At 56.9% G+C, this 18,408-nt stretch carries 15 protein-coding genes and 3 pseudogenes; 10 read left to right on the plus strand and 8 right to left on the minus strand.

Features of this window, described 5'->3' with window-relative positions; all coding sequences use genetic code 11:
- Positions 1-14: 14 nt before the first annotated feature.
- The 4 genes from cydB to K1X80_RS23790 form a co-directional block, all read right to left on the minus strand.
- On the minus strand, positions 15-1,151 hold the full coding sequence (cydB, locus tag K1X80_RS23780; RefSeq protein WP_057958492.1) for a cytochrome d ubiquinol oxidase subunit II: 1,137 nt from the start codon (positions 1,149-1,151) through the stop codon (positions 15-17).
- Positions 1,144-2,715, minus strand: coding sequence for a cytochrome ubiquinol oxidase subunit I (locus K1X80_RS23785; RefSeq protein ID WP_057958491.1), 1,572 nt, complete (start codon positions 2,713-2,715; stop codon positions 1,144-1,146). The genes cydB and K1X80_RS23785 overlap by 8 nt, the downstream gene beginning before the upstream one ends.
- Complete coding sequence (gene cydP / locus K1X80_RS28655; RefSeq protein WP_057958490.1) at positions 2,712-2,912, minus strand: cytochrome oxidase putative small subunit CydP; 201 nt, start codon at positions 2,910-2,912, stop codon at positions 2,712-2,714. The genes K1X80_RS23785 and cydP overlap by 4 nt, the downstream gene beginning before the upstream one ends.
- Positions 2,913-3,069: 157 nt before the next feature.
- Positions 3,070-4,395: a sigma-54-dependent Fis family transcriptional regulator gene (locus K1X80_RS23790; protein ID WP_057958489.1), complete on the minus strand. Its 1,326-nt coding sequence runs from the start codon at positions 4,393-4,395 to the stop codon at positions 3,070-3,072.
- A 236-nt stretch (positions 4,396-4,631) separates the two neighbouring features.
- Between K1X80_RS23790 and K1X80_RS23795 the strand changes: the two genes are divergently transcribed.
- The 10 genes and pseudogenes from K1X80_RS23795 to K1X80_RS28340 form a co-directional block, all read left to right on the plus strand.
- Positions 4,632-5,510 (plus strand): MBL fold metallo-hydrolase, encoded by an 879-nt coding sequence (locus K1X80_RS23795; RefSeq protein WP_057958488.1) that lies wholly within the window; start codon positions 4,632-4,634, stop codon positions 5,508-5,510.
- A 52-nt stretch (positions 5,511-5,562) separates the two neighbouring features.
- A complete protein-coding gene (locus K1X80_RS23800) occupies positions 5,563-7,233 on the plus strand; it encodes a bifunctional protein tyrosine phosphatase family protein/NAD(P)/FAD-dependent oxidoreductase (RefSeq protein ID WP_220172532.1) in 1,671 nt (556 codons plus the stop codon).
- 28 nt (positions 7,234-7,261) lie between these two features.
- Positions 7,262-8,065: a sulfite exporter TauE/SafE family protein gene (locus K1X80_RS23805; RefSeq protein ID WP_057958486.1), complete on the plus strand. Its 804-nt coding sequence runs from the start codon at positions 7,262-7,264 to the stop codon at positions 8,063-8,065.
- Positions 8,066-8,254: 189 nt separating this feature from the next.
- Complete coding sequence (locus K1X80_RS23810; protein WP_057958485.1) at positions 8,255-8,746, plus strand: OsmC family protein; 492 nt, start codon at positions 8,255-8,257, stop codon at positions 8,744-8,746.
- A gap of 143 nt (positions 8,747-8,889) precedes the next feature.
- Complete coding sequence (locus tag K1X80_RS23815; protein ID WP_057958484.1) at positions 8,890-9,330, plus strand: YeeE/YedE family protein; 441 nt, start codon at positions 8,890-8,892, stop codon at positions 9,328-9,330.
- Positions 9,327-9,746 carry a DUF6691 family protein gene (locus tag K1X80_RS23820; protein ID WP_057958483.1) on the plus strand — a complete coding sequence of 140 codons (420 nt, stop codon included), beginning with the start codon at positions 9,327-9,329 and terminating at the stop codon, positions 9,744-9,746. The genes K1X80_RS23815 and K1X80_RS23820 overlap by 4 nt, the downstream gene beginning before the upstream one ends.
- A gap of 13 nt (positions 9,747-9,759) precedes the next feature.
- Positions 9,760-9,948: a DUF2892 domain-containing protein gene (locus K1X80_RS23825; RefSeq protein WP_081044184.1), complete on the plus strand. Its 189-nt coding sequence runs from the start codon at positions 9,760-9,762 to the stop codon at positions 9,946-9,948.
- Between the two features lie 203 nt (positions 9,949-10,151).
- Positions 10,152-10,359, plus strand: a pseudogene (locus tag K1X80_RS23830) (MBL fold metallo-hydrolase); the annotation flags it as partial.
- Positions 10,360-10,564: 205 nt separating this feature from the next.
- Entirely contained in the window at positions 10,565-11,122 is a 558-nt protein-coding gene (locus K1X80_RS23835) for a DUF3365 domain-containing protein (RefSeq protein ID WP_057958481.1), read from the plus strand.
- Between the two features lie 254 nt (positions 11,123-11,376).
- A pseudogene (locus K1X80_RS28340) lies at positions 11,377-11,457 on the plus strand (hypothetical protein); the annotation flags it as partial.
- A gap of 59 nt (positions 11,458-11,516) precedes the next feature.
- Here the strand turns inward: K1X80_RS28340 and K1X80_RS23845 are convergent.
- The 4 genes and pseudogenes from K1X80_RS23845 to K1X80_RS23860 all read right to left on the minus strand — a co-directional run.
- Positions 11,517-11,769, minus strand: a pseudogene (locus tag K1X80_RS23845) (MBL fold metallo-hydrolase); the annotation flags it as partial.
- A 32-nt stretch (positions 11,770-11,801) separates the two neighbouring features.
- Complete coding sequence (locus K1X80_RS23850; RefSeq protein WP_120734133.1) at positions 11,802-13,991, minus strand: OsmC domain/YcaO domain-containing protein; 2,190 nt, start codon at positions 13,989-13,991, stop codon at positions 11,802-11,804.
- A 72-nt stretch (positions 13,992-14,063) separates the two neighbouring features.
- The gene (locus K1X80_RS23855) at positions 14,064-16,802 is read right to left on the minus strand and encodes a LuxR C-terminal-related transcriptional regulator (protein ID WP_220172533.1); all 2,739 of its coding nucleotides are present in this window, start codon (positions 16,800-16,802) and stop codon (positions 14,064-14,066) included.
- 232 nt (positions 16,803-17,034) lie between these two features.
- Positions 17,035-18,399, minus strand: a complete 1,365-nt coding sequence (locus tag K1X80_RS23860; protein ID WP_057958478.1) for a DUF1329 domain-containing protein — start codon at positions 18,397-18,399, stop codon at positions 17,035-17,037.
- Positions 18,400-18,408 lie beyond the last annotated feature (9 nt).

Genomic DNA, 18,408 nt, shown 5'->3' on the forward strand with positions numbered 1-18,408 from the left:
CTCCTTTGCTGGCACTAATAGGCTGAATGTTCGTTGGCTTTGATGTGTGCGACGGTGACCTTGCCCCGCATAACGCGATACGCCCACGAGGTGTAAATCACGATCAGTGGCATGAAGATCAACGTGGCCCAGAACATGATGGCTAGGCTTAAATGACTGGAGACGCTGTCCCACACGGTGAGACTTGCCGCAGGTACTGTTGATGACGGCATGATGAATGGAAACATCGACACACCCGCCGTGCTGATGACTGCGATCACCGCAAGCGATGAGGCAACAAACGCCGAGAGTGTGCGACGCATCATCAGCAATATGGCGGCACCTCCTGCGCCAACCAATCCCAGTACGGGCAACAGCCACAACAACGGATAATGACCATAGTTAGCCATCCAGGCGCCCGCTTCGCGCACCACGGACTTATTAAGAATATCGGGCAATCCGGCGGTATCAACCAACGATGTAATGCGATAACCGTCGATCCATTGCAGCCAGATGCCGGCCGCTATAAACGAGCACGACAATACGATTGCCGCAGCCACTCCACCTTTGATCGCCCTGGCCTGGATGACACCTTCAGTGCGATGTGCCAGATAGGTACCGCCCTGCAAGGTAATCATTGCGCTACTCACAACCCCGGTCAGCAGCGCAAAGGGATTGAGCAGTTGCCAAAAACTGCCGGTGTACGTCGATACCAGAAGGTCGTTGAAATGAAACGGCACCCCTTGCAACAGGTTGCCGAACGCGATCCCGAACACCAGGGGCGGCACCGCGCCTCCGACAAAGAGGCCCCAATCCCAAGTGCTGCGCCAAGTGGAGTTTTGAATCTTGCTGCGATAGTCAAAACCCACCGGGCGGAAGAATAGCGCCCACAGGACCATGATCATCGCCCAATAGAACCCGCTGAATGCAGTGGCATACACCACTGGCCACGCCGCGAACAGGGCGCCGCCGGCAGTGATGAACCACACCTGATTGCCATCCCAGTGCGGCCCTACGGTGTTGATAACCACGCGTCGTTCCAGGTCGTTGCGGCCGACAAAAGGCAGGAGTGTGCCAACCCCCATGTCGTGGCCGTCCATGATGGCGAAACCGATCAGCAGTACGCCAACCAGCGCCCACCAGATAATTTTCAGGGTGAAGTAATCAAGCATGGTGGAGTTCCTTCAAATGGGCGTCGTGGGCATAACGACCTGTACCGAGGCTGCCGGGACCTTGACGGGCAAACTTGACCATCAGGAACATTTCAACCACCAGCAGCACGGTGTAGAACACGATGAATCCCGCCAGCGAGCCATAGAGGTTATTGACGCTGAGGGTAGACACACTCATGTGGGTAGGCAGCACGCCATAGATGGTCCATGGCTGACGACCATATTCGGCGACGAACCAGCCCAACTCGCAGGCAACCCATGGCGCAGGCAGCATGTAAAGAGCCCAACGCAGTAACCAGCGGCTGCGCGTGCAGGTCGACTTCAACGTGCTCCAGAAGGCAAGCCCGAAGAGCATCAACATCGCAAAACCAAGCCCCACCATGATCCGGAACGCCCAGAACATGGGGGTTACGCGTGGGACGGTATCGTTCACTGCTTTGTCGATAATGTCCGGCGTGGCCTGGTTGACGTCCTCGACGTATTTTTTGAGCAGCAGACCAAAGCCCAGGTCCGCCTTATAAGCTTCGAAGGTTTCGAATGCCGCTTTATCGGTGCGGTCGGCTCGCAGCGCTTCCAGCGCATTGACGGCGGTAATGCCGCGGAGAATTCGAGCGCGGTTTTTTTCTTTAATGTCATGTATGCCTGGGATTTGCTTGCTGGCCGAGCGAGTGCCGATCAAGCCCATCACCCATGGAATATCAACCTCCCAGTTGTTCCTGGACTCGGCTTCATTGATGCTGGCGACCAGGGTCAAACCCGCAGGTGCCGGTTTGGTGTCCCACATGGCCTCCATGGCCGCCAGTTTGGTTTGCTGCGCCTCACCTACCGTGTAACCCGACTCATCCCCCAGCACGATCACGCTCAACACGGATGCCAGACCGAAGGCGGCCGCCACCCGGAAGCTGCGCTTGGCAAACTCGACATCACGATTCTTGAGCAAATACCAACTTGAAATCGACAGCACAAACATCGAGCCGGTGACATAGCCGGCAGAGACCGTGTGTACAAACTTGGCCTGGGCAACCGGGTTGAACACCACTGCCCAGAAATCAACCATCTCCATGCGCATGGTGATGTAGCTGAACTCCGAGCCCACCGGATTCTGCATCCATCCATTGGCGATCAAAATCCATAGCGCAGAGAGGTTTGTACCAATGGCCATCAGCAACGTGACCAGTAAGTGGTGCTCTTTTTTCAGGCGATCCCAGCCAAAAAAGAACAGGCCGATCATGGTCGATTCAAGGAAGAACGCCATCAAACCCTCGATGGCCAGCGGGGCACCGAAGATGTCGCCGACGTAGTGCGAGTAATACGCCCAGTTGGTGCCGAACTGAAATTCCAGGGTGATACCCGTAGTCACCCCGAGGGCGAAGTTGATGCCGAACAGCTTGCCCCAGAAGCGCGTCATGTCTTTCCAGATGACATTACCGGTCATCACATAAACGCTTTCCATGATGACCAGCAGCCACACCATGCCAACCGTGAGCGGTACAAAAAGAAAGTGGTAAAGCGCAGTGGCTGCAAACTGCAGCCGAGACAAATCCACCAGTTGTTCTGAAATCACTTGCTTGCCCCTTGAGTCGAGGTGGGTACACCGAACCTGTCGCCGATAGTGTTCGAGTCGACGCTGACGTGCGAATCCCGGATGAACAGCCACCACAGCACTGTCAGCACCAGTAGCTTGATCAGTACTGCTGTGAGCAGATGGCGTCGTAGTCGTTTGTCGGAAATGGTCATGACTATGCAGTTAGCACACGGCATGCCAAGGGGATCTTTTTTATTTTTATTGTTTAATAACAGTATGTTAGAAGTGAATCCGTCAAGGCAGAGGATGCCATGGCAGGTTAATACGCTGCCAATCTGCCAGAGTGGCAGTCATTGGCAGTCATTGGCAGTCATGCGGTGTGAGCGCTAGCGACTACGCCAACCCTTGCTCTTTCAGTCGCCTATACAACGTACGCTCGCTAATCCCCATTTGCTTGGCCAACTCACTGCGGGAACCTTTAAAAGTCGCGAGTGCTTGTACCAGCGTGCTGCCGCCTAAAGGGGTGGACGTCGAGGACTGAGGAGGTATCACGACGCTGGGCAGGGGTAAATGTATGGAGCGGATCACTCCATCGTCAGCGAACAGACTGGCTCTTTCTAGAACATTGCGTAACTCACGGATATTGCCGGGCCAGGGAAGGCGCTGCAATTGTGTCAGAGCATCCGCATCTATCGTCAGCCGGCGCTTGCCTGTACCGGCACGTTGTAGAAATGAATTCACAAGCAAGCCAATATCTTCAACTCGGTTACGCAAGGGGGGTAACTGAATTGGAAAGGCGCTGATGCGGTAGTACAGGTCCTGCCTGAACTCACCTCTCTCCATCATTTTTTCCAGTGGTTTATGGGTCGCAGCAATTAACCTGAAGTTGGCGTGAAGGGTCTCGACACTGCCGACACGGCGATAGGTGCCCGATTCGATCAGGCGCAACAGTTTCACCTGCATTGCCAGCGGAACATCGCCAATCTCATCAAGAAACAACGTGCCGCCCTGGGCCGTTTCGACCAAACCAGGTTTACGCGTGGAGGCACCGGTGAATGCTCCTTTTTCATGGCCGAACAGCTCGCTCTCAAACAACGTTTCGGTCAATCCTGAGCAATCTACGACTACAAAGGGTCCAGTGGCCCGCTCGCTGGTTTCATGCACCGCGCGAGCGAACAACTCTTTGCCCGTACCGGACTCGCCTAACAGCAGTACCGGCAGCATTGATGGTGCGACCCGCTGCAGCTCAGACAGGGCGAGGTTAAAGGCTGGTGAACAGCCCACCAGCCCTTCGTTACTGGGGCGCGCTGAGGCGCTTCGGACCAGTGTGAGACGCTCAACATACGCGGTAATTATTCCGTGCTCGTCTAGGATCGGACGCAATTCGACGTCGACATGCTCGGGACCGCGAGGCGTGTGGTGAATGTGCAAAACACGATCCGGCCCGCGCATTTCCTGCGCCTTTTTCATCGGACAATTCTCACCCGCCTGATCACAAGGGACATCGTAATGGTGTGAGACTTGATAACACTTATGACCGATAAAGGGTTTGTCAGCGCTGCCAAACTGCCGCTGATAGGCAGTGTTGGCGGCCAGGATGTTGTACTCCGGATCGAGCACGATCATCGGCTGGGGTTCGTGCTCAAGAAACGAAACAAGCGACTGCACTTGATCCGGGTGTGGGAGTGAGTTGTCCGGGGCGGGCAGGATGGTCTTCATGGTGGCTCCTGAGAATCCACCATCCTGTTGTGGCACTGCCAGCTCTGTCAACAGGCACTGCCAATGGCAGCGAATTTCAGGGTCTTATAAAAAAACAAATCCCTAAAAAAAATATAAATCTATTGAAATCAACAAGATAAAAACCATTTTTCGCACACAACAACCTTGGCAGGCTTATTGCTATGTCAGTCCTTAGTGTGAGCGGCTCGATAAAAGCCCCCCTAAGGAGACAGGTCATGAGCGTAAAACTTCACGTCGAAGGATTCTTCGATTCTGCCACCAATACCGTCAGCTACCTTGTGCTGGATGAAGCGACCAACCACTGCGCTTTAGTAGACAGCGTACTTGACTACGACCCTAAATCCGGCCACACCGCCACAACGTCTGCCGACAAATTGATTGCGAGGGTGAACGAACTCAATGCGAAGGTCGACTGGATTCTTGAGACTCACGTCCACGCAGACCACCTGACGGCCGCGCCATACCTGAAGGAAAAGCTCGGTGGAAAAATAGGGATCGGCAGCCAGATTTCGACGGTGCAAGAGGTATTCGGCACTCTGTTCAATACAGGTCGTGATATGGCCCGCGATGGAAGCCAGTTCGATCACCTGTTCGTCAATGACGAGCTGTTCGCCATCGGCACGCTGCAATGCCACGCGCTCCATACACCGGGCCATACACCAGCCTGTATGACTTATGTGATCAGCGATGGGACCGAAAAGGCTGCATTCGTCGGCGATACCTTGTTTATGCCGGACTACGGTACTGCACGCTGTGATTTTCCCGGTGGTGATGCGCGTACGCTGTTCCAATCAATCAACAAGGTACTGAGTCTGCCGGCCAATACCTTGCTGTACATGTGCCACGACTACCAGCCAGATGGCCGCGAGGTGCAGTTCGTCAGTACTGTTGCAGACCAACGCACGCAAAACGTCCACGTGCGTAATGGGATCAGTGAGGAAGAGTTCGTGGCGATGCGCACAAAGCGTGACGCATTGATGGACATGCCAACGCTGATCCTGCCATCGGTTCAGGTCAACATGCGAGCCGGGCATTTGCCTGAGCCTGAAGCGAACGGGACGCGCTACCTGAAAATCCCACTCAACGTCGCCTGACGTTGCCTCCCCTGAAAAACCTATAAGAAAAATACCCATAACGGAGACCTTTATGGACATTCGTTGCCTTGTGCCTGGACTGTCAGTATCAGAACAAATTTTCCCCAACCAATTGGCGGAACTGAAAGAAGCTGGTTTTCGCGCCATTGTGTGTAACCGTCCCGATGGCGAAGGCGGCGATCAACCGTTGTTTGCCGAAATCAAACGAGCCGCCCAGGCGATCGGTATTGAGGCGCACTACCTTCCTGCTGAATCAGGCAAAGTCACCGACGAGCAAGGTATTGCCTTTGGCAAGCTCCTTGAAACGCTTCCAAAGCCCGTGTTGGCCTATTGCCGTTCCGGCATGCGCTCGACAACGATGTGGGCACTGTCACAAGCCGGCCAACAATCCCTGCCACACATCGTCGATACTGCCAAAAAAGCCGGGTTCGATATGAAAGGCGTCATTCGCCGAATTGCGAATCAGGGGCGCACACCGGTCGAAGTTTCTGAGGCGGAGCATTCCGTGGTCATCATCGGTGGCGGTGCGGCGGGTATCGCGACTGCATCCAGCTTGCTGGCACGAGAGCCTGGACTAGACATTGCCATCATCGACCCGGCAGATGTGCACTACTACCAACCAGGCTGGACGCTTGTCGGCTGTGGTGCCTTCAATGCACCCCAAACTGCCCACACGATGGGCACAACCATCCCGCGAGGCGTGCACTGGATCAAGTCGGCGGTCGCCGCATTCGAACCAGAGAGAAATGCCGTCATTCTTGATGGATGCCGAGTCGTCAAATACGAGCAGCTGATTGTATGCCCTGGCCTGAAGCTTAACTGGCATGCCATCGAGGGGTTGTCGGACACGCTAGGCCGCAACGGTGTGACTTCAAACTACCTGTATCACCTTGCCCCTTACACGTGGGAACTGGTGCAGCAACTGCGTGGTGGGCGAGCCATTTTCACTCAACCACCCATGCCGATCAAATGTGCCGGGGCACCGCAAAAGGCAATGTACCTCTCCGCCGATCATTGGAAACGTACCGGTGTATTGGACAACATCGAGATCGAGTTTTGCAGCGCTGGCGCGGTGCTGTTCGGAGTTCCCGACTATGTGCCCGCACTGATGTCATACATCAAGGCTTATGGTGTCGACCTGAATTTCGGCAACACACTCACCAGCGTGAATGGGCCCGCACGGACTGCAACGTTCAACTGCGTCGATTCGGATGGCAGCTCCCATCTTGTTGCGCGCGACTTCGATCTACTTCATGTGGTGCCACCGCAGATTGCGCCGGACTTCATCCGGGTCAGCCCTCTCGTTGACACGGCTGGCTGGATTGATGTCGACCCTGCCACTTTGCGCCATAAAACCTGGGTCAATATTCACGCGCTGGGAGACGCGGCCAACTCCAGCAACGCCAAAACCGCCGCAGCAGCACGCAAGCAAGCGCCAGTCGTTGCCCATAATGTGCTGGCTGCAATGGGTAAAGCGAAAGGCAGCGCCCATTACGACGGTTACGGCTCCTGCCCGCTGACGGTTGAACGCGGCAAGATCGTACTGGCTGAGTTCACCTATGGTGGCAAGGTCGCCCCCAGCTTCCCATCCTGGCTAATCGACGGCACCCGGCCATCGAGGCTGGCATGGCTGCTCAAGGAACGGATTCTTCCACCGCTGTATTGGAAGGGAATGCTCAAGGGCCATGAGTGGATGGCGAAACCTGAGTTGGCCGACCTATGAAACCAGACCTGAAAGCAAGGAGACTGAGATGATCGTGATCCTACTGCTCGGGCTTACTGTTGGGGTCATTCTGGCGCTGACCGGCGCTGGCGGAGGAATACTGGCTGTTCCCTTGCTGGTGTTTGGAGTGGGGTTGAGCATGGCCGAAGCTGGGCCAATCGGTTTACTGGCTGTCGGTTTAGCCGCGACTCTGGGTGCCGTGATGGGACTCAAAAACGGCACCGTCCGCTATAAAGCAGCGCTTTTGATCGCAGGTGCGGGGATCGTCTGTTCTCCGCTTGGCCTTTGGCTGGCGCAGCGCATGCCGAACCGTCCGTTGACGATCATCTTTGCCTTTGTCTTGATGTACGTAGCGTTCCGGGTGTTTCAACGCTCATTGCCTTCTTCCGCGGAATCAAAGACACCGGCCATGAACAAACAACCGCCTTGTCTGTTGGACGCAAATCGCGGAAAGCTGAACTGGACTGCACCCTGTGCATGGGCGCTCACCGTTTCTGGGATTGTCGCGGGCGGGCTTTCCGGCTTGCTCGGCGTGGGCGGTGGCTTCGTGATGGTGCCGGCGCTCCAGCGATACACCAATTTGACAGCGCAGTCCGTGCTCGCAACGTCTCTAGCCGTTATTGCACTGGTTTCAATTTCCGGCGTTGCTGCAAGCTCGGCAGCTGGGCACTTACAGTGGGCAGTTGCCATTCCGTTTTCCATTGGCGCATTAGCCGGCATGATCTGCGGGCGCTTGGTCGCTGCCAAGCTGTCGGGGCCAAACTTACAAAAAGGGTTTGCCATTGTATCTGCAGTGGTTGCAGTGGCCTTGCTGGTAAAAGCTATTCAGTAGATCAGGGCGGAGGACTTATCCGCCTGTTGACGGCTGCCCTGGAAGCCTTCAGCCAATCCATGACTGCCAGATCCGGCCGCGATGGTTCTTCTGCTGGTATTTATCTCGGCCACCCCACTGATCCACTTCCTGGTCCGCTGCTGCAGAGCTGGATTGAACCTACCGTCAAATGAACGAAGGATTGGACTCATGAACGACAGCACTCGTGTGAATTTGCGTTTGGAGCAACAACATGACTATCGCTGCACGCTGCACTTCGAAGAAGGTGCGCCGACTCTGACCGTGGATGAGCCACCCCCACTGGGTGAGGCTGTTGGTCCCAGCCCGGTGGAACTGCTGCTCGGTGCGGTTGCTAACTGTCTGACTAACAGTCTGCTGTTCGCCCTGCGTAAGTACAAGCAGGATGCCGAGCCGCTTTCATGCAAGGCCACTGCTGAGGTCGGACGCAATGCTGAAAATCGCCTACGGGTACTCCATATAGACATTGAACTGCAGTTAGGAAAATCAGCTGCCAAGCTGGAGCACTTACCGCGCATCCTTGGCCAATTCGAAAGTTTTTGCACCGTTACACAAAGCGTGGCCCAAGGCATCCCAGTCCAATTACGAGTCATAGACTCCGAAGGGCTGGTACTAAAAGGTGATCTGCATGCTTCCACTGAACCCGCTTCGACAGGGGCGTGAAAACTTGCAGCGGATAGGTAAAACATTGTGGCTTAGAGTGCCCGATTGGTATTGGAGTTGGTGACGTTCTATCGCATCAGCAGTCCAGCAGCATCGGCAGTCATCCAAACCCTGTATCAACAATTTTGTGCCGGAGAAGCTTCATGAATGTCGACTGGCTCAACTTCACTCCCTGGTCATCCCTTGCAGGCGGTGCATTGATTGGCTTGGCGGCCAGTCTATTCGTCGTCGCCAACGGGCGTATCGCAGGCATCAGCGGTCTGATCGGCAGTTTTTTACAGCGTGGGAGCGAGGGGGTGAGTGAGAAAGCACTTTTTCTCCTGGGCCTGCTCATCGCGCCTCTTCTATGGGGCTTGTTCGCCACGCTGCCGCAGATTGAGTTCCAAAGTGGCTGGTTCGAATTGATCGTCGCCGGTGTATTGGTGGGCATCGGCACACGATATGGTTCAGGTTGCACCAGTGGCCATGGGGTGTGCGGCATATCGCGCCTTTCGCCGCGATCGATGGTTGCCACTGCGTGCTTCATGTTCAGTGGTTTCGCCACAGTGTTTGTCTTGCGTCATCTGCTGGGGGGTTGGACATGACCAAACTGAGTGCATTCATTGCGGGTTTGCTGTTCGGCTTGGGTCTGCTTCTGGCAGGCATGGCCAATCCGAGCAAAGTACTCGCTTTCCTCGATTTAACCGGTGCCTGGGATCCTTCCTTGGCGTTGGTCATGGTCGGGGCGATCGGCATAGCCGTTGGCCCGCTAACCTGGGCGCGACAGCAATCAAGTTCTCTGCTGGGAAGGCCAATGCAGCTACCGATCAAACGTGAGTTGGACCCGCGCTTGATTGGCGGGAGCCTGTTGTTCGGCATCGGCTGGGGAATAGCAGGCATCTGTCCTGGCCCCGCCGTGGCAATTCTGCTGACAGGAAGCTGGCAAGTGATTGTGTTCATGTTGGCCATGCTGGCCGGCATGTTGTTGTTTACTGCGCTGGAGACCCGGCGCAGCCATTGATCGGGAGATCGCCATGAAAGCGAACATTGGAACCATTGACCGTAGCCTGCGCGTTGTCGCTGGTCTGCTTCTCATTGGCCTCAGTCTATCCGGTGTGATCGGCGTGTGGGGTTGGATAGGTTTGGTGCCGCTGGCCACTGGCATTTTCCGTTTCTGCCCTGTCTATACGTTGCTAGGCATCAAAACCTGTAACCGTTGCTGAGCGGCAACCGTTGCACACTAGCGGGCGCCTGAAGGTGCCCCTGGTGGTTTAGATCGCAGCACTGATCACGGTTCCTTACCAGAGCCCGTTGGTAGATCAGCACTCCACTTCGTATATCGAAAAGAGAATTCCATCATGAAACCACATGTAGAAGCTTTTTTTGACTCCGCTAAGCATACCTATAGCTATGTTGTCAGTGACCCGACTATAAGGTCCCGGGTCGAGATGAATACCGCAATGAAACAACCATTGCAAAGCAACGAACTCATAACGTCCATGTGCATCATGGGCACCAGCGAAGCAGATTTCGTTGCTATGCGCCAAGCGCGGAATGCCACCTTCGGTACGCCGACACTTATCCACCCATCCGTGCAAGTGAACATGCGGGCCGGTCAGTTACCTCCATTTTAAGGAAGTGGCACTTGCTACCTGAAAATGACTCTTAACGTGCTCTGAGTTGCTGTCGTTAATTGACTCACTTAAATAATTGGCATGCGTCAATACCGTCGCTACCTGACAAGGGCAGATGCACGTTTTAGATCGTGACTCACCACCCCGTCAAGGCCATGTTTGTTAACCCCAACAGTTCGATCGAGAAAAGTATGAGGAAATTGATATGCGGATGGTAACGATTTTTCTGAGCGGAGCATTGAGCGTTGCAGCCTATGCTGACGACCTCGAAAAGATGACTGCTGAAGGGGCTACTCTTATTCCCCCCTTCCAGCAGCATCTTATGGACACCGTGAAATCAGCGATGCAAACAGGCGGAGCGGTTAACGCCGTTGAGGCTTGCCAGTTGCTCGCACCACAAATTGCTGATCAGCATAGTCAAACACCGTGGGTTGTGGGTCGGACAGCATTAAAGGTTCGAAATCCGGATAACGCGCCAGATGTTTGGGAAAGGCAGATCCTTGAGCAGTTTGTTAAGCGCGCTGCGGCAGGTGAAGCATTATCTGGTTTAGCGTATTCGGAAATCGTAAAGGGTGAATTCCGAATGATGAAGGCTATTCCCACAGGTGAGGCGTGTTTAGGATGCCATGGTAAGGAGCTAAAGCCGGAACTGGCTGCGGTAATAGATCAACGATACCCACAGGATAAAGCCCGCGGCTTTGCTCTAGGAGAGTTGCGCGGTGCATTTACTCTACGCCGAATCATAGAGACAACAAATGATTAACTTAGGAACGCAAAAAAATACCCATTCTGGGTGAGCGGTATTTCTGTTAAGCCTACAACATTCGATCCTTGAGCCGAACACTAGAGCATTTCAATTTTTATTAGACCACTACATATGGAGCCTAAGTAAGAAAAAAACATCTACACGTCTACGTGTCTTACTTATAAATTTAACAATCGCTGCTAGCTGACCGGAATCGAATCTACAATCGTTCAAACAAGGATAACTTAATATCTGACCTGAACGATCCATGAGTGTTTTTTGCCGCTGAGGGAGCCTTGCCGGCTTGGAACCGAACCAGTCTTTCGCTTATGACATTTGGCTTCGTGATTGAGCGATTCGGATTACTTTTTCAGTTGCTAAAACCAAGCGTATTGGGCAGCCCAGAAAGACAATCTTCCTTGTGCAGGTGCAGCGTGGCGCAGGTCTTGTCTTTCAACTGGCCGGAAGCCAGGAAGTGGTCCAGGTGCGCATCGGTGTGGATGATGCTCACCACCTTAAGGCCCAGGCCCAGCGCGTCGAGCCGCGCCGCGCCAGGATCAGCTCATGGTTGCCATACGGATCGACCACGATGGCCTTCTTGGTGACCCGCCGATGATTGTGCAGTTGCACTGCAAAGGGCCGACGGGGAAGGTTTCGCGGATCAGTCGGGGGTTGTGGCGTGCATAAGGACTCCCTTCTAGCTGTTGGCCCGTGCGGCGTGCAGTTTTTTGTAGCTGTCGATCAGCCGCAGGTGTCGATCCAGGCCTTCGAGCTTCATGCTGGTCGGGGTCAAACCATGGAACCGCACGCTGCCCTCCACCGAACCAATGGCGGCGTCCATGCGCTCGTTGCCAAACATCCGGCGGAAGTTGGCCTCGTAGTCTTCCAGCTCCAAATCCTCGTCCAACTGCATCTCCAGCACCGCATTCACTGCCTGGTAGAACAGGCCGCGTTCGACGGTGTTGTCGTTGTATTGCAGGAACATCTCCACCGCTTCCTTCGCCTCTTCATACTGCTGCAAGGCGAGATAGATCAGCAGCTTCAACTCAAGGATCGTCAACTGGCCCCAAGCCGTGTTGTCGTCAAATTCGATGCCGATCAGGGTGGTGATATCGGTGTAATCATCCAGTTCACTTTCCACCAGGCGCTCGACCAGCGCTTGCAGGCCGTCTTCATCCAGGCTGTGCAAGTTGAGGATATCGGCGCGGAAGAACAACGCCTTGTTGGTGTTATCCCAGATCAGGTCGTCAACCGGATAGATTTCCGAATAGTCCGGCACTAGGATGCGGCAGGCCTTGGCGCCGATATGCTCGTACACCGCCATGTAGACCTGCTTGCCCATGCCTTCGAGAATACCGAACAAAGTCGCGGCCTCTTCGGCGTTGGAGTCTTCGCCCTGGCCGGAAAAATCCCACTCCACGAACGCGTAATCGGACTTGGCACTGAAGAAGCGCCACGACACCACGCCGCTGGAGTCGATGAAGTGCTCGACAAAGTTGTTCGGCTCGGTCACCGCATGCCCTTCAAAGGTCGGCTGCGGCAAGTCGTTCAGGCCTTCGAAGCTGCGGCCCTGAAGCAACTCGGTAAGGCTTCGCTCCAGCGCCACTTCCAGGCTTGGGTGGGCGCCAAACGAGGCAAATACGCCGCCGGTGCGCGGGTTCATCAGGGTCACGCACATCACCGGGAACTCGCCGCCCAGGGACGCATCCTTGACCAGCACCGGGAAACCCTGCTCTTCCAGGGCCTGGATACCGGCGAGGATGCTTGGGTATTTGGCCAGCACTTCAGCCGGGACATCCGGCAAGGCGAATTCACCTTCAATGATTTCGCGCTTCACCGCACGCTCGAAAATCTCCGACAGGCACTGCACCTGGGCCTCAGCCAAGGTGTTACCGGCACTCATGCCGTTGCTCAGGTAGAGGTTTTCGATGAGGTTGGAGGGGAAATACACCACCTCGCCGTCAGACTGACGCACAAACGGCAGTGAGACGATGCCACGTTCTTCATTGCCGGAGTTGGTATCGATCAGGTGTGAGCCGCGCAACTCGCCATCGCGGTTGTAGATTTTCAGGCAGTACTCGTCGAGGATTTCCGTCGGCAGCGCGTCTTTACGGCCGGGCTTGAACCAGCGCTCCTCCGGGTAATGCACAAACGCCGCGTTGGCGATGTCTTCGCCCCAGAACTGGTCGTTGTAGAAGAAATTGCAGTTCAGGCGCTCGATAAACTCTCCCAGGGCCGACGCCAGTGCGCCTTCCTTGGTCGCGCCCTTGCCGTTGGTAAAGCACATCGGCGAATGGGCATCGCGGATATGCAACGACCAGACATTGGGCACGATATTGCGCCACGAGGCGATTTCAATCTTCATGCCCAGGCCCGCGAGAATGGCCGACATGTTGGCGATGGTCTGCTCCAGCGGCAGGTCCTTGCCCGCGATGAAGGTGCCCGCGTCTGACGCAGCCGCCGGCATCAGCAACGCCTGGGCGTCGGCGTCGAGGTTTTCCACTTCTTCGATAACAAACTCGGGCCCGGCCTGTACCACTTTCTTGACCGTGCAGCGGTCAATGGAGCGCAGGATGCCCTGGCGATCCTTGTCGGAAATATCCGCCGGCAACTCGACCTGAATCTTGAAGATCTGGTTGTAGCGGTTTTCCGGGTCGACAATATTGTTCTGCGACAGGCGGATATTGTCCGTGGGGATATTGCGCGTGCTGCAGTACAACTTCACAAAGTAAGCCGCACACAACGCCGACGAAGCCAGGAAGTAGTCGAACGGACCGGGGGCCGAGCCATCGCCCTTGTAGCGAATCGGCTGGTCGGCCACCACGGTGAAGTCATCGAACTTGGCTTCAAGCCGGAGGTTGTCGAGAAAATTGACCTTGATTTCCATGCGGGATTACCAGAATAGCGGAGCAAACGAATTGGCCGCCATTATCCGGCTTTTGCGGCGCAAGTCTCCCCCTTACCCCAATAACCCCATCTCCTGCGCCCGCGCGACTGCCTGGGTGCGGCGCTCGACCCCCAGTTTGCTGTTGATATGACTGGCGTGGGTCTTGACGGTGTGCAGCGAGATAAACAACTGGTTGCTGATTTCCTGGTTGGAGCACCCTTGGGCGATCAACTGCAGCACTGCCAGCTCACGGGCGCTCAAGGTTTCGCTGGAATGGCTGGTTTCGACCGGCTCGCGCGGGGCAACCGCCGGCAGCAGGGCCCAGAGGCTTTGCCGCATCAAATCGTTCGGCGCCTGGCCCAGTTGCTCGCGTACCCAGTCGGGATAACGCTCCAACAGGCGCTGGAAGGGTTGCAACGCGCCACCGCTGGCCATTTGCAAGGCGCGGGCAAACAGCGGCCGGGCTGACACTGCCTGACCGTCATCCAGCAACAACAGCACGTGCTGGTTCAGGGCCATCACCGCAATCATCTGCTGGCCTTTGCCTTCGGCTTGTCGCGCCAGCCCATCGAGTCGCCGCCGGGCGCTTTCACACTGGCCGCGAATGGCGTCCAGGGCCGCCTGTTGCAGTTCGATATGTTGCGCCAGGTGTGGATGAAACTCCGGGGCGGCGGCGGCCTGCTCGCCGTTATAGGTTTGCCCCAGGCGCACCAGCCAGGCATCGGCCAGGTCGGTACGGCCCTGGGCCAGCCACAGCTCGCATTTGATCAGGGTGATCATGGCCAGGTAGTAGATCGGCGGCACGTCCCAGATATGCATCAAGCGCTCGGCTTCGGCCAGTTCGGCAAAGGCCTTGGGAAAATCGCCACGGCGCCCCTCAAGGTTGGCGATGACACAGTGGCCGATCAACACGCTGATATCCCGGCAGGCGCGGGCTTCGGCAAGCCCTGTACGCAAACGCAACAGGCCGGCCTCCGGCTGGCAACGCATCAGCAGCAGGAACCCTTCATACAACGACAGGCGTGCGCGCACCGCATACAGGCGCTGGGATGCCAGGCCCTGCAAGCGTTGCAGGCCCTCGCGCACCTCCTCCAGGGAACGCAGGATTTCCCCACGCGCCTGCAGCACCCGTGCCCGGTCGTAATGGGCCAGGGCCTCGAACAGCGGGTTGCCGACGCGTTGCGCCAGTTCCAGGGATTCGCGATTCAAGCCCCGCGCACGCCACAGGTCGGCGTCGACGATGGCCAGGTTCGACAAGGTCGACAGGCACATCAAACGCTGGCCGTAACGCTTGTGCGGCAGGCTTTCCAGGGCCTCTGTGCAATACAAGTGGGTCAGTTCCCGGTCGCCGCGCCCACGGGCGATGATGCCGCTGAGGGCCAGCCACTGGGCGAGCATCGACTTCTGCGCAGTGGCCGACGGTGCCGGCAGGAAGCGGCTGAGATGGCTGGACAACTCTTCCGCCGCATCCAACTGGCAAGCCAGCCCCAGCGCCCAGCTATAGAGCACGATCAAGCGCGGCGTGCTGATCAACAGGCTGTCGGGCAAGTCCATCTTCCAGCGCAGGAGCATGCCGACGTTCTGCTCGGCCAGCAGTTGTTCTTCGGACAGGTTCTGCACCAGATTCGCCGCCACATCCGGATGCCCGGCACGCAGTGCTTGCTCCACGGCCTCATCGAGCAAGCCCTGGGCGTTGAACCAGCGGCAGGCGCGCAGGTGCAGGCTGGCGGCCGGCAACATCGCATTTGGCGAGCGCCGGGTGCGCAGTAAATCGGAAAACAGGTGGTGATAACGGTACCAGTGGCCCTGCTCGTCCAGCGGCACCAGGAACACCTGATGGGCTTGCAGGTAGCGCAGGATTTCCGCGCTGTCATGGGCCTCGCGCACGGCATCGCACAACTCGCTGCAAAAACGCTCCTGGGAGGCCGTGTCGTAAAGGAAGGCCTGGACTTCCGGCGGCAGGCAGTCGATCACCTCTTCCAGCAGATAGTCACGGATCAGCCCCTCCCCACCATGCAGGCCCTGGGGCAAGTCGGCCTCGTTGCCGGCTTCGGAGGCCGCCAGCAACCAGAAACGCAGGCCGGCCACCCAGCCTTCGCTGCGACGGATCAGGTTGTCCAAGGCTTCACCGCGCAACGAGCTGCTATGACTCTCGAGCAAGGCCAGGGATTCGTCGTTGGTCAGGCGCAGGTCTTGTTCATGCAACTCCAGCAGATGCCGGGACAAACGCAACCGTGCCAAATGCCAGTCGGGACGCTGGCGGCTGGTGACCAGCACCAACAGGCCATCGGGCAAATGGTTGAGAAAGAATTGCAGGCAGCGATCCAGCACCGGGCCCTGGGCCAGGTGGTAGTCATCCAGCACCAGTAGTAACGGGGTACGTGTGGACAGGTGGACGGTCAATTCGTCGAGCAGGCCATCAAGCCACTCTTCAAAGGCAAACGGCTGATGGCGCTGGCGCATTTTCAACAAACCCAGGGCCTGGGTGCCGACCTGCGGGAAATACTGCTGCAAACCTTCCAGCAGGCGCTCAAGGAAGCGTCCCGGATCACTGTCCCGCGAACTGAGGCCCAGCCACAGGCTATGCCAGTGATCAGGCAGGCTTTGGCAGAACTCCACCGCCAGCGAGCTCTTGCCAAACCCGGCCGGCGCGCTGACCAGTAATAGACGCCCGTCCAGGCCGGCGCTCAAGCGCTCGCACAAACGCGGGCGCAGCACATAGCCATCGGGCAGCGGGGGTCGGTAGAAGCGCCCTTCCAGCGTGGGGATTATCGCACTGGCAGGCCCTTGGATTGGGGACAGATCAGTCATCGCCGGGCTCTTGTAGTAGGCTGTGGTCGGCATTGCAGATGTCCGCAGACTAGCGTTAAAAGCCGTCGCTTTGTAGATCTTTGCAACATTTGTCTGAAAAAGACTACAACAAGAAATAACCAACTATTTTCCGGATGCCCAAAAACAAATGTGGGGATGGGCTTGTGTGGGAGCGGACTTGCCCGCTCCCACACAAGCCCACCCCCACAGGTGCGGACTTGTCTAGCGCTGTTTAGCGAACACCATCCTGACGCAGAGCCGCCGGGGTGAAGTCGCTGGTGGTGGCAGTGAAGCCGAAGTCATAGGCCTGTTTCTCTTCGTTCTTCATGCCCAGGGCCAGGTAGCGGCCGGACTGCAGGTCGTAGAGGGTTTCGAGGGCGTACCACGGCACTTGCTTGTCGTAGTAGTTCTCGCCATGGGCTTCCGCTACACGCCACAGTTGGCCACGACCGTCGTAATGGTCGATCACCGCTGCTTGCCAGGTGTCTTCGTCGATGTAGAAGTCACGCTTGGCATAGATATGGCGCTGGCCTTCCTTCAAGGTGGCGACCACGTGCCAGACGCGGCGCAGTTCATAACGCGCCAGGTCCTGGTTGATGTGGCCGGCCTTGATGATGTCGGCGTACTTGAGCTTCGGATCGTCGAGCTTGTAGCTGTTGGAGGCGATGTAGATTTCCTTCTTGCCTTCCAGCTTCCAGTCGTAGCGATCCGGAGCGCCGTTGTACATGTCGAGGTTGTCGGAAGTCCGCAGGCCATCGGCGGCAGTCCCCGGCCCGTCATAGGACACTTGAGGCGCGCGGCGCACACGACGCTGGCCGGCGTTATAGACCCACGCGGCGCGCGGTTCCTTTACCTGGTCCAGGGTTTCGTGCACCAGCAATACACCACCGGCCAGACGCGCAGGAGCGGTCACTTTCTGCTTGAAGTAGAACAGGATGTTGCCCGGATTTGCCGGATCGTAATCCTTCATCTTGTCGCGGAACACGAACTGGTCCTGGAAGTACACCAGGCTGTACGAGCCGTTGGCCTGTGGCGTGGCCTGGGTTACCAGGCGTGTCACGCTGCCGCCGCGATAACGGGTGATGTGGTTCCAGATCACCTCGACCCCGCTTTTCGGGATTGGGAACGGAATCGCGGTTTCGAAGTTTTCCAGGCCGTTACCACCGCCTACCAGGTTGGTGCTGGTGGCGTTTTTCTTGATGGAGGCGAACACTTGCGCCGGCACGGTGGCACCGCGATGGGTGGTGTACACCGGCATCTTGAAGGTTTCAGGGTAGCGCTTGAACATCGCGTACTGCCCCGGCGCCAGCTTGTCTTTGTACTGCTCGACGTTCTGCGCGGTGATGATGAACTGCGGCTGCTCGCTGGCATACGGGTTGGCCAGGAAGCCTTTGGCGTCCACGGCGCCGGCGTTGGTTGGCAGGGCTTTCCAGGCAGGGATGGTGCCGGCAGCGTTGCCGGCCATTTCCGCGCCCATCGGGGTCAACGTGGTGCCCAGCTTGGCGGCTTCATCCGCCGAGACGGCCGCCATGACGCTGCTGGCCATGATCGACAGTCCCAGCACACCCACGTGCAACAGACTTTTGGTTATTTTCATGTTCTGGTC

This window comes from Pseudomonas sp. So3.2b (assembly GCF_019464415.1).
GTDB classification, from domain to species: Bacteria; Pseudomonadota; Gammaproteobacteria; order Pseudomonadales; family Pseudomonadaceae; genus Aquipseudomonas; species Aquipseudomonas shahriarae.

Excerpts from the sequence above, each read along its gene's own strand:
- cydB (WP_057958492.1), bottom strand. The coding sequence starts at position 1,151 with ATGCTTGATTACTTCACCCTGAAAATTATCTGGTGGGCGCTGGTTGGC.
- cydP (WP_057958490.1), bottom strand. The coding sequence starts at position 2,912 with ATGCCGTGTGCTAACTGCATAGTCATGACCATTTCCGACAAACGACTA.
- K1X80_RS23790 (WP_057958489.1), bottom strand. The coding sequence starts at position 4,395 with ATGAAGACCATCCTGCCCGCCCCGGACAACTCACTCCCACACCCGGAT.
- K1X80_RS23795 (WP_057958488.1), top strand. The coding sequence starts at position 4,632 with ATGAGCGTAAAACTTCACGTCGAAGGATTCTTCGATTCTGCCACCAAT.
- K1X80_RS23800 (WP_220172532.1), top strand. The coding sequence starts at position 5,563 with ATGGACATTCGTTGCCTTGTGCCTGGACTGTCAGTATCAGAACAAATT.
- K1X80_RS23805 (WP_057958486.1), top strand. The coding sequence starts at position 7,262 with ATGATCGTGATCCTACTGCTCGGGCTTACTGTTGGGGTCATTCTGGCG.
- K1X80_RS23810 (WP_057958485.1), top strand. The coding sequence starts at position 8,255 with ATGAACGACAGCACTCGTGTGAATTTGCGTTTGGAGCAACAACATGAC.
- K1X80_RS23815 (WP_057958484.1), top strand. The coding sequence starts at position 8,890 with ATGAATGTCGACTGGCTCAACTTCACTCCCTGGTCATCCCTTGCAGGC.
- K1X80_RS23820 (WP_057958483.1), top strand. The coding sequence starts at position 9,327 with ATGACCAAACTGAGTGCATTCATTGCGGGTTTGCTGTTCGGCTTGGGT.
- K1X80_RS23825 (WP_081044184.1), top strand. The coding sequence starts at position 9,760 with ATGAAAGCGAACATTGGAACCATTGACCGTAGCCTGCGCGTTGTCGCT.
- K1X80_RS23835 (WP_057958481.1), top strand. The coding sequence starts at position 10,565 with ATGCGGATGGTAACGATTTTTCTGAGCGGAGCATTGAGCGTTGCAGCC.
- K1X80_RS23850 (WP_120734133.1), bottom strand. The coding sequence starts at position 13,991 with ATGGAAATCAAGGTCAATTTTCTCGACAACCTCCGGCTTGAAGCCAAG.
- K1X80_RS23855 (WP_220172533.1), bottom strand. The coding sequence starts at position 16,802 with ATGACTGATCTGTCCCCAATCCAAGGGCCTGCCAGTGCGATAATCCCC.
- K1X80_RS23860 (WP_057958478.1), bottom strand. The coding sequence starts at position 18,399 with ATGAAAATAACCAAAAGTCTGTTGCACGTGGGTGTGCTGGGACTGTCG.